Here is a 17025-nt window from a genome sequence, read left to right on the forward strand (position 1 = left end):
TGCTTATCGCGTGTCGACGCGCATCGACTCATCTCGGCCCGCGCTTACGCGCGCGGGCGTCAGACATCTGAATACATCTGCATTCTTCACGGACACCATGCAAGCCATCCATTTCGATACCGATTTCCTGCCCGCCCGCGTCGCGCGGTTTGCCATCGAACGGGCCGACGCCGTTGCGCTTGTCGATAGCGAGGGGCCGCTGTCGTGGCGCGATTTGTGGGCCTGGTCGGGGCGGCTTGCCGCGGCGCTCTCCGATCACGGCGTGCGGCCGGGAGACCGCGTGGTGCTCGCGCTACCGCGCTGCTCGGCGCTCGTCGCGGCGATACTGGCGGTGTGGCGATTGCGCGCGTGTTACGTGCCGCTCGATCCGGCGTCGCCGCAAGCGCGGCTGCGCTGGCAGGCTGAGGATTGCGGCGCGCGGGTGGTTGTGATGGGCGGGGCTTTGGACGCAGTGGTTAGCGCAGCGAGCGAGGCGGGCTTTGACGACAAGAGCAACGCCGCGATTAGTCGCGCAGCGAATGCCGCGGCCGACATCGGAACGAAGGCGGCAACGAACTCCGTGGCCCACGTTGCAACGGAGACCGCAACGAACGCCGCAGTCAACATTGCAACGAAGCCCGCAGCGAACGCTTCAACGAATCTCTTTACAACTGCCGCCACGAACTCAGGCGCTAACGCCACACTAAAATCAGCCGCGCCCTCATGGCTACCCGACGGCATCGCGACGCTGAACCCACACACGCTACGCGACGCTACTAACAGCGCCGCACTCGCCGCTCATCTCGGCGATGCCGCCGCCAATCCGCAACCCACCGACGGCATCCTCGTCTGGCCCGCCTACGTGATCTACACATCGGGCTCCACTGGCCGCCCGAAGGGCGTCGTGCAAAGCCATGCCGCGCTCGCTGCATATCTGCGGGGCGTCTCCGAGCGGCTGCCCGGGGACATCGCGAGCGCCGCGTATCTGTCGACGCCTGCCGCCGATCTCGGCCACACGCCGTTGTTCGGCGCGCTCTGGCACGGCTGGACGCTGCATCTGATCGATGCCGACATCGCCGCCGATCCCGATGCCTTCGCCGCCTACATGCACACGCATTCCGTCGAACTCCTAAAGATCGTACCGAGCCATCTCGACGCGCTGTTGCAGGCGCAGTTGCCCGAGCGCGTGCTGCCGCGCCGTTGCCTCGTGATGGGCGGCGAGCCCGCGCCGACGCGTCTTGCCGAGCGCATCGAGGCGCTGCGTCCCAAATGCCGGTTGATCAATCACTATGGGCCGACCGAGACCGCTGTCGGCGTGCTCACGCGCAGCGGCGCGCAAAGCCGCGCCGCGACGTTGCCGCTTGGGCAACCGCTCGCGCACGTGGACGCACGCATCGTCGATGCTGACGGCAACGCGGTGCCGAAGGGCGCGGCGGGCGAGCTGTGCATCGGCGGCGCGAGTGTCGCGTATGGTTATCTGAACAGGCCGTCGCTGACGGCTGAGCGCTTCGTGCCCGACCCCGACGGTCAGGGCGCGCGGCTTTATCGAACGGGCGACCGCAGCCGCCGTCTGCCAGACGGCGAATTCGCGTTTCTCGGCCGTCTCGATGACCAGGTGAAGATCCGCGGCTTTCGCGTCGAACCTGAAGAAGTCGCCGCGCGCCTGCGCGCTGAGGATGGCGTGCGCGACGCCATCGTGATCGCGCACACGGATAGCGAGGGCGCGGCCAGCAGCGCGCCGCGCCTCGTCGCCTATCTGAGTTCCGCCGAGGCGCTCGACGTTGACGCGATCCGCGCGCGTCTCGCCGCGGAACTGCCGGACTATATGGTGCCGTCGTCGCTGCAAGTGCTCGGCGCGTTGCCGCTCACCGCGAACGGCAAGATCGATCGCGCCGCGTTGCCCGCGCCGCGCGAACACGAGGCCGCGAATGCCGCGTGCGTCGAGCCGCGCAACGACACCGAGCGCACGCTTGCCGGGATCTGGAAACGTGTGCTGAAACGCGAGGACATCGGCGTAACGGACAACTACTTCGAGATCGGCGGCGATTCGATTCTCAGCTTGCAGATCATCGCGAAGGCGCGCAGCGCGGGGCTCAAGCTGACGCCGAAGCAGATGTTCGACTATCCGACGATCGAGGCCGCGGCGCGGGTCGCGGTGGCGGTGGTGGGGAATGCGAGTGCGAATGCTGGGGCGGGCATGCAGGCGAGCGGTGGGGGAAGCGTTGGCGCATCGGGCGGTGCGTCTGCGTATGACTTCGTGGGTACTCGCGTCGGCACCAACGCCGGCACCAACGCAACCAACGCAACCAACGCAACCAACGCAACCAACGCAACCAACGCAACCCCAACCGCGGCAGCGCAAGCCGCGAGCGCCACCATACATCCATCGCCCACCGCGCAACTCGCGGCCGGCGACGACCTCTTGTTCGCACAAGCCGGCGCCTCCCGCGAGTCAGTAGAGGCCGTCTATCCGGCCACGCCAATGCAGCAGGGTCTGCTATTTCACGGGATGCTCGACGGCGAGCCCGGCATGTACGTATCGCAATTGCGTCTGACGATCGACGCGCTGAACCTCGACACGATGCGCGCGGCGTGGCACGCGGTGATCGCGCGTCATCCGGTTTTGCGCACGCGTTTCGTGTGGCCTGCTGGCGGCGAGCCGTTGCAAGTCGTCGAGCGGCACGTACGTATGCCGTTCGAAGTCCATGCGTGCATCGTTCCTGTTGCGCCTGGTTCGTCGGATACCACGTCGATAGATGCTCAGTACGACGACGCATATGAAACCGCGCGGACGGCGCTCGTCGCGCGTGGTTTCGAGCCGAGCGTTGCGCCGCTAATGCGCGTCGATGTATTCGAGCGTCCCGACGGCGCGCACGATCTGTTGTGGACTCACCATCATGCGCTGACCGACGGCTGGAGCACCGCCCAGGTCGTCACCGAAGTGGCGCGCGCGTACGCCGCGCTCGACGCAGGCCGTGCGGCCGATGCGTCGCCTGCTGCGCCGTATGCGGATTACGTCGACTGGCTGCGCAACCAACCCGACACCGAGGCGTTCTGGCGCGCACGGCTCGCGACGCGCGATGACCCAGCGCGTCTTGCCGATGCGCTCGGCAGTGCGTTCCGATCATCGTCGTCGAACGGTGTCGACGGTTCGGTGGCGCAAGCACTGATCCGCGAAGTCGACGGCGACTCACACGCGCGCCTGAAGCGCGCCGCGCAGCGTGCACAGGTCACGCTGAACACGCTCGTGCAGGCAGCGTGGGCGGTCGTGCTCGCGCGTTTTTCGGGGCGCACGCAAGTGGCATTCGGCATGACCGTGTCCGGCCGGCCGGTGGATCTGCCGAATGCGCAGTCGATCGTCGGTCTCTTCATCAACAGCTTGCCGCTGTGGGTCGATGTGAAATCCGATGCGCCGTTGCGCGCCTGGCTCACCGCGTTGCAGCGGCATAACGCGGAGTTGCGTGAAGTCGAGCACACGCCGCTCTCGAGCTTGCAGCAGTGGGCGGACTCGAGCGTCGACGCGTTGTTCGACAGCCTGATCGTGTTCGAAAACTATCCGCTCGACGACGCGCTCGATGCGATCGGCGGCGTGCCGCGCGTGCGCGCCGTCGACGCACACAACCGCAGCCATTTTCCGCTGATGCTGGTCGTCGCGCCGCGTCACGTCGGCGGCGGCGATGCGCTGAGGCTCGAGTGGCATCGGCATGCGGCGCGTGTGCCGGCGGAAGACGTTGCACGCGTCGCCGGGTATTTCGAGCAGATGCTGGATGGGCTCGCGAAGGCGCTTGTCGACAGAAATCGCATCGATGTGCGGCTGCGTGATTTGACGAGTGATCTTGCTGCTGATTCTGTCGCGGTTGCTAAAACGGCGTTCGCATACGAGCCGGTGACCGCGCGCATTGCCGCGCAGGCACATGCGAGGCCCGATGCTGTTGCACTCGTCGATGGCGATGAAGAGGTGACGTATGCGCAACTCGATGCATGGTCGCGCGCGATTGCGCGTGAGTTGATTCGCCTCGGCGCAGGAACTGAAGTGCGTGTGGGTGTCGCAATGCAGCGCTCGGCGGCGCTGGTTGCATCGCTGCTTGGCGTGCTGCGTGCGGGTGCCGCTTATGTGCCGCTTGACCCGTCGTATCCGGCGGAGCGGCTCGCGCATACCGTCGACGATTCGCAGTTGCGTTTCATCGTGACCGATGCGCCGAGCCTCGCGCAGCATGCGGCGTTGTTCGGCACGCGGCCGACGCTTGATGCTCTAGCGTTGCGCGATGCGTTGCAGAATGATGAGCCGCTCGACGTCGCAATGTATCCGCGTCCGCAACAACTCGCCTACGTGATCTACACCTCGGGCTCAACGGGCACACCAAAAGGCGTAGGCATCACACACGAAAACATCGCACGCCTGTTCGACGCAACACAATCCCGCTTCGCATTCGATTCATCCGACGTCTGGACACTGTTCCATTCGTACGCATTCGACTTCTCAGTATGGGAAATCTTCGGCGCACTCGTGCATGGCGCACGGCTCGTAATCGTGCCGCACTGGAGCGCACGCGAACCCGCGGCGTTTCATGCGCTGCTGCGCAAAGAGCGCGTGACGGTGTTGAACCAGACGCCCTCGGCATTCACGCAACTGACGCACGCCGACGATGACAACACGCTCGATTCACTGCGCGTGGTGATCTTCGGCGGCGAGCGTCTCGAGCCTGCGTCATTGGTGCGATGGGCGGACGGCGCACGTCGCAAGGGCGTACTGCCGACGCTCGTGAACATGTACGGCATCACCGAGACAACGGTTCACGTCACGCATCGCGCGCTTGATGACGCAGGGCTGCGCGATGCGCGCAGCGTGATCGGCGCGCCGCTCGACGATCTCACGCTGCATGTGCTCGATGCCGATATGAACCGCGTGCCGATGGGCGCGGTCGGCGAACTGTATGTAGGCGGCGCGGGTCTCGCGCGCGGCTATGCTGGCCGCGCCGAGTTGACGGCGCAACGCTTCGTACCCGATCCATACGGCGCACCGGGTGCGCGTCTGTATCGCTCCGGCGACCTCGCGCGACGGCTGCCGGATGGCGACCTCGAATACCTGGGCCGCAATGACGATCAGGTGAAAATCCGCGGCTTCCGGATCGAACTCGGAGAGATTCAGTCGGCACTGCTTGCGCATCCCGAAGTGCGCGAGGCTGCGGTGCTGGTGTCGGGCGGCGGTGCGAACGCAAACGCCAGTGACCAGCGCCTCGTCGCCTACGTGGTGCCACGCGGCGAACCGAACACGGGCAATGCCGCGCGCTGGCAGACATGGCTTGCCGCGCGCTTGCCGGCGCACATGGTGCCGTCATCGTATGTAGAGATGGAGCGCTTTCCGCTGACGCCCAACGGCAAGCTCGATCGACGCGCATTGCCCGCGCCCGAGGACGTCGCCAACGCAAAGGGCCGTGCATCTTACGTCGCCCCGCGCGACGAAACCGAGGCGCGGCTTGCAGCGATCTGGCAACAGGTGCTCGGGGTTGAGCGTGTCGGCGCACTCGACGATTTCTTCCTGCTCGGCGGGCATTCGCTGCTGGCGGTGCGCGTCGTGTCGGCGGTGCGGACGGCCTTCGGCGATGCGCCAGGATTGCGCGCGTTGTTCGAGCATCCGCGGCTCGACGACTTCGCGACGCTGCTGCGCGGCGCGCAAATTTCCAGCGGTGATGCGCTGGCGCGGGCGTCGGAAGTAGTCGGCGCTTTTATTGCTACTGTGGACACCAGTTCGTCTGATGCGCGCGCAGTGCCAGCCACCACAGAACAACTATTCACCAACACACCCACTCAATCCACCCTAACCGCACCGATTCCTCTATCGCCATCGCAGCAAAGCCTGTGGTTTTTATGGAAGCTCGACCCGCAAAGCGCGGCATACCACGTGAACGGTGCGCTGCGTTTTGACGGCCGCCTCTATGTCGATGCGTTGCGTGCCGCGTTCCGCGCGCTGACCCAACGACACCCCGCACTGCGAATGCGTTTCGCCGAAGTAGAGGGCGTTCCGTTTCAACATATCGATGCCGCGAGCCACAGCGAAATCCGCCTGCTCGACCTGCCGCCGACAGAAGAGAAGTCCGCGTCCGATGACACAGACAACGCCGGCGACAAAGCACTGACCGATTGTCTTTCAGCGCTCGCCCGCATGCCTTTCGACCTGACCGCCGAGCCGCCGGTCCGCGCGACGCTCGTGCGCATCGACGAAAATCATCACGCGCTGCATCTGGTGCTGCATCACATCGTTAGCGACGACTGGTCGATCGGCCTGTTGTTCGCCGACTTCTCGCGCCTCTATCGCGAGCATTGCGCGGCAGCGCTCACGGGTTCCGTCGAACCCGCCACTAACGATGCGAACGACGCAGCCGAATTAGCGGCTGCCTATCGCGACATCGTCGCCGCACGCGCCGCGCAACTCACACCCGAGCGCGAGTCGGAACAACTCGCATGGTGGCGCGCCACGCTCGCCACCGACGACGATTCGCCCGCAACCCTCGCGCTGCCCTACGACCGCGTTCGCACCGGCACGCGCCGCGCGCCTGGCGCGCGCCATCGCGCACGCGTGCCGGCCGCCACTGCGAATGCGCTGCGCGCGCTCGCAAGCACGCATCGCGCGACGCTCTTCATGACGCTTCTCGCTGCGTTCGACGCGTTGCTCTATCGATACTCGGGCCAATCCGATATTCGCCTCGGCGTGCCGCTCGCGGGCCGCGATTTGCCGGATACGGCGAACGTCGTGGGCTTTTTCGTCAACACCGTCGTGATTCGCACCGCGCCGCGCGGCGAGATGCGCGCGGCGCAACTCATCGACGATGTGCGCGAGCGGTTCTTCGACGCATACGCGAACCAGGACGTGCCGTTTGCGAGCGTCGTCAAGGCGGTGCAGTCCGAGCGCGATCTCACGCACACGCCGCTTTTTCAGGTGCTCGTGAATCAGCAGCAGCGCCACAATCTGACGACATCGTTTGGCGATGGGTTGCGCGTGTCGCTGCAGGAAGTCGACAACGGCGAGGCGCAGTTCGATCTGATGCTCAACATCGCTGAGAGTGCCCGCGACGCGATCGACCTGACGTTCACCTACGCGACCGATGTGTTCGACGCGTCGACTATCGAACGGCTCGCTCGCAATTTCACGGGATTGCTCGAGCAGTGGAGCGCGGCGCCGCAGGCACGGCTTGCGTCGGTCGAATTGCCTGAGTTGCGTGACGACGCGGCGCGTTGTATGCCCGCCGTGTTCGCATACGAGCCGGTGACCACGCGCATTGCCGCGCAGACGCGTGCGCGGCCCGATGCTGTTGCACTCGTCGATGGCGATGAAGAGGTGACGTATGCGCAACTCGATGCATGGTCGCGCGCGATTGCGCGTGAGTTGATTCGCCTCGGCGCAGGAACTGAAGTGCGTGTGGGTGTCGCAATGCAGCGCTCGGCGGCGCTGGTTGCATCGCTGCTTGGCGTGCTGCGTGCGGGTGCCGCTTATGTGCCGCTTGACCCGTCGTATCCGGCGGAGCGGCTCGCGCATACCGTCGACGATTCGCAGTTGCGTTTCATCGTGACCGATGCGCCGAGCCTCGCGCAGCATGCGGCGTTGTTCGGCACGCGGCCGACGCTTGATGCTCTAGCGTTGCGCGATGCGTTGCAGAATGATGAGCCGCTCGACGTCGCAATGTATCCGCGTCCGCAACAACTCGCCTACGTGATCTACACCTCGGGCTCAACGGGCACACCAAAAGGCGTAGGCATCACACACGAAAACATCGCACGCCTGTTCGACGCAACACAATCCCGCTTCGCATTCGATTCATCCGACGTCTGGACACTGTTCCATTCGTACGCATTCGACTTCTCAGTATGGGAAATCTTCGGCGCACTCGTGCATGGCGCACGGCTCGTAATCGTGCCGCACTGGAGCGCACGCGAACCCGCGGCGTTTCATGCGCTGCTGCGCAAAGAGCGCGTGACGGTGTTGAACCAGACGCCCTCGGCATTCACGCAACTGACGCACGCCGACGATGACAACACGCTCGATTCACTGCGCGTGGTGATCTTCGGCGGCGAGCGTCTCGAGCCTGCGTCATTGGTGCGATGGGCGGACGGCGCACGTCGCAAGGGTGTGCTGCCTGCGCTCGTGAACATGTATGGCATCACCGAGACAACGGTTCACGTCACGCATCGCGCGCTTGATGAGCCAGCGTTGCGCGATGCACGCAGCGTGATCGGCGCGCCGCTCGACGATCTCACGCTGCATGTGCTCGACGCGGACATGAACCGCGTGCCGGTGGGCGCGGTGGGCGAGTTGTATGTAGGCGGCGCGGGTCTCGCGCGTGGGTATCCTGGCCGTGCAGAGCTCACCGCGCAACGCTTCGTGCCCGATCCATACGGCGCACCGGGTGCCCGTCTGTACCGCTCCGGCGACCTCGCGCGACGGCTGCCCGATGGCGACCTCGAATACCTGGGCCGCAATGACGATCAGGTGAAAATCCGCGGCTTCCGGATCGAACTGGGAGAGATCCAGTCTGCACTGCTTGCGCATCCGGAAGTGCGCGAGGCTGCGGTGCTGGTGTCGGGCGGCGGTGCGAACGCAAACGCCAGTGACCAGCGCCTCGTCGCCTACGTGGTGCCACGCGGCGAACCGAACACGGGCAATGCCGCGCGCTGGCAGACATGGCTTGCCGCGCGCTTGCCGGCGCACATGGTGCCGTCATCGTATGTGGAGATGGAGCGCTTTCCGCTGACGCCCAACGGCAAGCTCGACCGACGCGCGTTGCCTGCGCCCGAGGACGTCGCCAACGCCGCGCAAGCCGTCGCCGCATCGACGCCCGCCGAGGCTGCTTTGCTGACCGTCTGGCGCGCGGTGCTGAGGCGCGACGACATTGGCGTGACCGACAATTTCTTCGTGATCGGCGGCGATTCGATTCTGAGTCTGCAGATCGTGTCGAAGGCGCGCGATGCCGGTTTGCTGGTCACGCCGCGCATGGTGTTCGAAGCGCCGACCGTGCAGCAGCTCGCGCGCGCGGCGCGACCGTTGGCCGCTGAGTCGGGGTCGACATCGACGTCCACGTTCACGTCCACCACGGCTGCGGACGCAGTGCCTGGCGCGAACGGTTCGTCATCGTCCGATTTGTGGCGCGCGCTCGGCCTCACGCCCGAGCATATCGAGGACGTGTATCCGGCGACGCCGCTGCAAGCCGGCTTGCTCTATCACACGCTCGCCGACGCGGGGCAGGGCGCGTATCTGAATCAGATGCGCGCGACGCTGTCCGGCGCGCTCGACGTCGCCGCGATGCAGGCCGCGTGGCAGGCCGCGCTTGAACGTCACGCGATTTTGCGCACGGTTTTCGCGTGGCAGCATGGCGGCGCCGTCATGCAGATCGTCCATCGCAAGATCGCATTGCCGTTCGAGACACACGACTGGTCAGCCGCCGCGGACTACGACGCGCGTCTCGCCGAGTGGCGCGCGCGCGATCTCGCGGACGGCATCGCGCCCGACGCCGCGCCGCTGATGCGTATCGCGCTCTTCGTTCGCGACGCGCACACCGCCGACCTCGTGTGGACGCACCATCATCTGTTGCTCGACGGCTGGAGCGTGTCGCTGCTGTTCGCCGAAATTCTGCGCGATTATCGGATGCGCGCAAGCGGCGCGGCCGCGGCGTTCGAAGCGGCGCCACCATATCGTCAGTACGTCGAATGGATTCGCGAGGCCGCCGACGATCCCGCGACCGAGGCATGGTGGCGCGCGTGGGCCGCGCGCGCCGACGATCCTGCGACGCTCACTGCGAGTCTCGGGGAGCCGCGCGCGGCCGAGCCCGGCGCGCATGCGCGGCGCCGCGCGCTCGACGAAACGCTCGTCGCGCGCTTGCAGGCGACGGCGCGTCGTCACGAGATCACGCTCAATACGCTGATGCAGGGCGCGTGGGCGGTGCTGCTCGCGCGCTATGGACATCGGCGCGGTGTCGCTTACGGCACGACGTTCGCGGGACGGCCGGCGCATCTGCCGGGCGTCGAACGGATGCTCGGGCTGTTCATCAATACGCTGCCGGTGTGCGTCGATGTGGACGCGAGCGCTGAACTCGGCGCATGGTTGCGCAAACTGCAAGGCGAACTGACCGAGCTGCGCCAGCACGAACACACGCCGCTCGCGCGCGTGCAGCAGTGGAGCGGGCGCAGCGGCGATGCGCTGTTCGACAGCATCGTCGTGTTCGAAAACTATCCCGTTGATGCCGCTCGAAACGGCGACGCGGGCCTGAAAGTCGCGTCCGTCGATTCGATCGATCCGACGCATTACCCGCTCGCGCTGGCGATCATTCCGCGCGGGCAGACGCTTTCGCTCGAATGGGCGTGGGACGGCGAGCGCATCGACCGCGAGACCGTGGGGCGGATCGAAGCGCAGTACGAAGCGGTGATTGTGCAGATGGTCGATGATGTGGAGCGGCGGGTTGGATCGTTGACGTTGCCTTTGCAGCGTGAAGCGAAGCCGCTGATGTCTTATGCGTTCGAGTCGCTTGGGATCGCGCTTGCGGCGCAGGCAAAGCGCACGCCGCAGGCGATTGCGCTGCGCTGCGAAGATGAGTCGCTCACGTATGCGGAACTTGATGCGTGGTCGGCGGCAATTGCTGCACGGCTTGTCGCGCGAGGTGTGGGTGCTGAGCGGCGTGTGGGATTGTGCGTTGCGCGAGGACCGGCGCTGATTGCGGCGTTGCTCGGGATTATTCGCTCGGGCGGCGCGTTCGTGCCGCTGGACCCCGATTACCCGGCCGCGCGCCTCGCGCAGATGATCGGCGATGCCGGGATCGTGCAGGTTGTCGCGGATGCGGCGAGTGCGGCGCGGATGGCGGAGGTGCTTGCTGAATGTGAAGTACTGGACGTGGGTTCGCAGTCACTGATGGAGCGGGAGTCGGCAGACCACACCGACATCGCGCTGCACCCCGACCAGCTCGCCTACGTGCTCTACACCTCGGGCTCGACCGGCAGACCCAAGGGTGTGGGAGTGAGCCACGGCGCGTTATGGACGCACCTGCAGGACTTCCTCACAACCTACGGCATCAGCGACGACGACACAGTGCTCCACTCATCGACGATCAATTTCGACGTCGCGTTGCACGAAACGCTGCCTGCACTCCTGCGCGGCGCGACGGTCGAAATGCGCGGCGTGCAGCCGTGGGATCTCGAAAGCCTGAGCGAACGACTCGTGAAACGACAAGTGACGTTCGCGCGGATTCCGACGGCGCTGTGGCAACAGTGGCATCGCCATGCGCCGCCGCGCGCGCAGCTTGCGCTGCGCCAGGTGACGGTCGGCGGCGAGGCGCTGCCTGGCGACGCGCTCGCGCGCTGGCGCGACGGACCGCTCGCTGACATCCGGCTCGATAACCTGTACGGACCGACGGAGACGACAGTCGCCGCGTTGTATCGCCACACTGTGGCCGACGATGTTCACGAGGTGACGGTGCCGATCGGCCATCCGTATCCGGGACGCACGGCGCGCGTGCTCGACGCATTCGGCGATGAAGCGCCGGTGGGCGGGCTCGGGGAGTTGTGCATCGGCGGACCGACAGTGGCGCGCGGTTATCTGGGCCGCGCGGGTCTCACCGCCGAGCGCTTTGTGCCCGACCCGCACGGCGCGCCGGGTGCGCGCATGTATCGCAGCGGCGATCTGTGCCGAATGCACGCGGACGGCACCGTGGAGTTTCTCGGACGGCTCGATCAGCAGGTGAAGCTGCGCGGGCAGCGCATCGAACCTGCCGAGATCGAGGCGGTGTTGCGTCAGTGCGAGGGTGTGCGCGAGGCGGCGGTGATTGTCGTCGGAGAAGGGCAGACGCAGCGGTTGGCGGCGTATGTGGCGGGCGAGGGTGGCGCGGTAGAGGCTGACGTGGCGGCGACGGGCGTCGCGAGTACCGATGCAGCGCAGGTCGGCGTAGCGGGTGCAGAGATAGCAAAGACCACCAGAACTACATCACCCACCCTCGACACCGCACGCCTTCTCCGCGAACTCGAGCACAAGCTCCCGAGCTACATGGTCCCTTCATCGGTGACGATACTCGCGCGGCTGCCGTGGATGCCTAACGGCAAGCTCGACCGCGCCGCTTTGCCCGCGCCGCGGACGGGCGCGCGCGAGTGCGTGGCGCCATCGAACGAGATCGAATCGGTGCTGCTGTCGATCTGGAGCGCCGTGCTCGGACGCGACGATCTGGGCGTCACCGACAACTTCTTCGAAGCTGGCGGCGACTCGATCCAGAGCCTGCAGATCATCGCGCGGGCGCGCGAGGCGGGCTGGCGGCTGACACCGCGGCAGATCTTCGAGCATCCGACGGTGAGCGGTCTCGCGCAGCGCGCGCAACGGCTCGATTCGCCGAGCGCGCATGAAATCGACGACGGCGCCGCGCTCGCCCTCACGCCGATCCAGCGGCTGTTCTTCGAGCGCTATCCGCAAGGGGAATCGCACTGGAACCAGGCGGTGCTGCTGAAGGTGAAGGGGCGGCTCGTGCCTGAGGCGCTCGAGCGCGCGGTCGCGGCCCTGGAGGCACGCCACGACGCGCTGCGTCTGCGGTTCGTAAAAGAGGCCGGGGAGTGGGAGCAGATCGCGGTGACGGAAGCGACGAAGGATTCGCAAACCGCCATCGTCCGCCACGAAAAACTCTCGTCGCTCGCAGACGTCGCAGCCGCCTGCAACAACATCCAGTCGAGCCTCGACATCGAGCGCGGCCCGCTGTGGCGCATCGGTTACTTCGAGACTCCAAACGAAACCCGTCTGCTGATCGCGATCCATCACCTGTCAGTGGACGGCGTCTCCTGGCGCGTGCTTCTCGAAGAACTGCAAACCGCCTATGAACAAGCCGAAGGCAACGAGCCCATTCACCTGCCGGCCCCGTCGACGCCCTGGCGCGCATGGGTCCGTGAACTTCATCAGTATGCCGAATCAACTGCCGTCCAGTCCGAAGCAAACTGGTGGCGCGAAGCGCTAAGCGTCGTCGACGCTGCTCCCGATCTTCCACTTCGCGCACCCGCAGGCACGCGCGTCGCCGAAAGCGAAACGATCGACTGGACACTCGATGCACGCCGCACACGCGAACTGCTGCACAACGCATCGCGCGCGTATCGGACGCGGGTCGACGAACTGCTGCTCGCCGCGCTTGCGCAGGCGCTCGGCGCATGGAGCGGCGCGGCCGAGATCGCCGTCGAACTGGAAGGCCACGGCCGCGAAGACGTGATCGACGGCGCGGACCTGAGCCGCACCGTCGGCTGGTTCACGACGCGTTTCCCGGTCGCGCTGCCCGCGTCGCCCGCTGCGCCGGGGGACGCGCTCATCGCCGTCAAGGAACGTGTGCGCGCGGTGCCGAATAAGGGCTTGCATTGGGGATTGCTCGACGCAAGCCGCACGCGGCAGCGCCCCGCGATCAGCTTCAACTATCTGGGGCGCTTCGATCAGTCGTTCGATCCAGCGTCGCGTTTCGCCTTTAGTTCCGAGGATGCCGGCAGCAGTCATGGCGCCGGCGCACGTCTCGATTACGCGCTCGACCTGAACGGCATCGTCACTGGCGAAACCCTGTTGCTGCGTTGGCGTTTCGACCCGGCGCGGATCGATCGCGAGAGCGTCGAGCGCATCGTCGATACTTTCGGCCGGCACGTCGATGCAATGATCGCGCATTGCGTCGCCGCGCCCCAAGGCGCGACGGCATCGGACTTCCCTCTGTCGGGCCTCGATCAGACGCAGCTACGCGCGCTGAACCTGGCGCTTGGCGGCATCGCCGACATCTATCCCGCGACGCCGTTGCAGCAGGGTCTGCTTTATCACAGCGAGTTGCAGCGTGGCGAAGGCGTCTACGTGAATCAGTTGCAATTGACGCTCGACGGCCGCCTCGACGCCGCCGCACTACGCGCGGCCTGGCAGGCCGCTATCGCGCGGCACGACATGTTGCGTACGCGCTTCGAGTGGCGGCATGGTGAAGCCGCATTGCAGATCGTGCAGCGCGAAGCCGTGCTGCCGTTCGGAGTGCACGACTGGCGCGATGTGCAGGACTACGATGCGCGTCTTGCCGAGTGGCGCTCGGCCGACGTCGCCGCGGGCATCGACCCGTCGCACGCGCCGCTGATGCGCGTGAACGTATTCCGGCGTCCCGATGGCCGCTTCGATCTCGTGCGCACGCATCATCATGTGTTGACGGACGGCTGGAGCGGTGCACGGCTTCTCGCCGAAGTCTTCGACGACTACGAGCGCGCGTTGGGCGTCACGCACGCCGCTGCGCACGCCGCTGCACACGCCCCGGCGCATACACCGCCGTCGTATCGTCGTTACGTCGAATGGCTCGCGGCGCAGCCCGATCCGCGCGACTGGTGGAGCGAGCGCCTGAAAGCCGCCGACGATGCCGGCACCTTGACCGCGAGCCTCGCCGCGCCGCTCGACACGGCTTCGAGCGAACCCGCGAGCGCTGCGCGCAAGATCGCGCTGAAACTCGACGCGCCGCTCGATGCGCGCGTGCGCCGCGCCGCACAGCGGCATCGCGTGACGCTCAATACGCTGATGCAGGGCGCGTGGGCCGTGCTGCTCGCGCGGCTGAGCGGCAAGCAGTCGGTCGCGTTCGGCGTGACGGTGGCGGGGCGCCCCGCATCGTTGCCTCACGCCGAGGATATGTTCGGACTGTTTATCAATAGTCTGCCGGTGTTCTCGACGGTGCGCGGCGACGCCACGATAGCCGCGTGGCTCGACGCGTTGCAGTCGTACAACCTGCAAATGCGCGAGGTCGAGCATACGCCGCTCGCGTCGTTGCAGCAGTGGGCCGGGCGCAGCGGCGATGCGCTGTTCGATAGTCTGATCGTGTTCGAGAACTATCCGGTTGCGACGCGCGCGGCGTCGGCGCAAGCGGGCGCGCTGCGCGTCGACTCCGTCGATTCATTCGAGCGCACGCACTATCCGCTGACGCTGACGATCCTCCCGGCCACGCGCATCGAACTGCAATGGCAGTGGGACAGCCGGCGCGTTGCGCGCACGCAGGTTGAGCAGTTGCAGCGGCAATACCTCGCGCTCATCGATCAACTCGCCGATGAAGGTGAGCGCGCGCCGCGCTTCGTCGGCGAACTCGCGGCGCGGCGCGGTGCGCCGCAAGCCGAGCCGTTGCTATTGCCACCGCCCGCGCTGCGCGCCTGCCACGAGCGCTTTGCGGTCGAAGCCGCGCGCGTGCCGCAGCGCATCGCGGTGCGCCAGAACGGCAAGGCCTTCGACTACGCGACGCTCGCCCGCTGGTCCGTCGCAATCGATGCACGCTTGCGCGTGAGCGGCGTCGCGCGAGAGGAGCGCGTGGCCGTCTGCATGCGCCGCTCGCCCGCGCTGATCGCGAGCATGCTCGGCGTGTGGCGAAGCGGCGCGGCTTATGTGCCGCTCGATCCATCGTTCCCGTCCGAACGCCTCGCGGGCATGCTGGACGATGCGGGCGTTACGCGCGTCATCGCGGACGACGAGGGCCGCGCGCGACTCGGCGGCGCACTCGACAACCGCATCGTGCTCGAAGCGGGAAGCGGTGAAGATGCCTTCGTCCACGACGCAGCAAGCGAGCGGCCGCCCATATCGCCGTCCACGGATTCGCAGCTTGCCTACGTGATTTACACGTCGGGCTCGACGGGCCGGCCAAAAGGCGTCGCGGTTTCGCACGGCGCACTGGCGCGGCTGCTTGCAAGCGTCGGCATCGCGCCGGGACTTCATCAGGATGACGTACTATTGTCGGTCACGACGCCGTCGTTCGATATTTCGCTGCTCGAATTCTGGTTGCCGTTGACGCGAGGCGCCTGTGTCGAAATGGCCGACGCGCAAACGGTGGCGGACGGCGCGGCGCTCGCGCGGCTTATCGACGAAAGCGGCGCGACTTTCATGCAGGCGACGCCGAGCGGCTGGCGTCTGCTCATCGAATCCGGTTGGCATGGGGCGTCGCGCGGGCGGCTTACCGGCATCGCGGGCGGCGAGCCGTTGCCCGCCGATCTCGCGGCGCAGCTTGCGCAACGCGGCGTCGAGTTGTGGAACCTGTACGGTCCCACGGAGACGACGATCTGGTCGAGTTGCGCTCGCGTGTCTGGGAGTGGACCTATCACGATCGGTCGCGCGTTGCATGCGAACGCGCTGCGCATCGTCGACGCGAGCGGGCAGTTGACGCCGCAAGGCGGCGTCGGCGAGCTGTGCATCGGCGGCGAGAATCTTGCGCGCGGTTATCTGGGCCGCGCGGGTCTCACCGCCGAGCGCTTCGTGCCCGATCCCTACGGCGCGCCGGGCGCGCGCATGTATCGCACCGGCGACCTGTGCCGCGAGCGGACCGACGGCGAATTTGAATGTCTCGGCCGGATCGATCAGCAGGTGAAGCTGCGCGGCTATCGCCTCGAACTCGGCGAGATCGAGGCGGCGCTGCGCGAGTGCGACGGCGTGCTCGACGCGGCCGTCGCGCTCGTGCCGGGTGCGGGCGATGCCGAGGCGCGGCTCGTCGCGTATGTCGTCGGTGCAGTTGTTAATGAGCCTGATCGTGAAGCGCGCGCGGTGCCGGCCGGTTGGCGGCAGATGCTTGCCGCGCGGCTGCCCGGCTACATGATTCCGGCGGCGCTCTATGCGATCGACGCGTTGCCGCGCACTGCGAACGGCAAGCTGGATCGCAACGCGCTCGCGCGCTTCGAGACGACGCCTGCGACCGAGTCGTCGTGGGTCGAGCCGTCGGGCGAAATGGAAATGCTTATCGCGCGGCTTTTTGGCGACGTGCTTGGGCTCGAGCGGGTCGGTGCGGACGATGATTTCTTCGCGCTCGGCGGACACTCGCTCGCGGCGGTGCGCGTCGTTGCGCGGCTGTCGGAGCAAATCGGCCGCAAGGTTGCGCTCGCCGCGCTGTTCGAGCAGCCGACGCCGGCGCTCTTGGCCGCGTTGCTTGACGATCGCGTCGAGGGGGAGGCTTCTGGCAGGGCTTCGTCGAACGATGAACTGCAGGCGCTCGATGGGTTGTTCGATGGACTCGATTGAAATCCGCGAGGGAATGGCGGTTGCGCAATGGCGCTGTTCGCCAGGTCGGCGCG

Annotated in this window: 1 protein-coding gene; it reads left to right on the forward strand. The window is 66.6% G+C overall.

The genetic code is table 11. The features are described from left to right. Positions 1–97 precede the first annotated feature (97 nt). Positions 98–16972 (forward strand): non-ribosomal peptide synthetase, encoded by a 16875-nt coding sequence (locus tag CUJ91_RS06355; protein ID WP_244230976.1) that lies wholly within the window; start codon positions 98–100, stop codon positions 16970–16972. Positions 16973–17025 lie beyond the last annotated feature (53 nt).

Origin of the sequence: Paraburkholderia graminis, assembly GCF_003330785.1 — a bacterium.
GTDB classification, from domain to species: Bacteria; Pseudomonadota; Gammaproteobacteria; order Burkholderiales; family Burkholderiaceae; genus Paraburkholderia; species Paraburkholderia graminis.

Excerpts from the sequence above, each read along its gene's own strand:
- CUJ91_RS06355 (WP_244230976.1), top strand. The coding sequence starts at position 98 with ATGCAAGCCATCCATTTCGATACCGATTTCCTGCCCGCCCGCGTCGCG.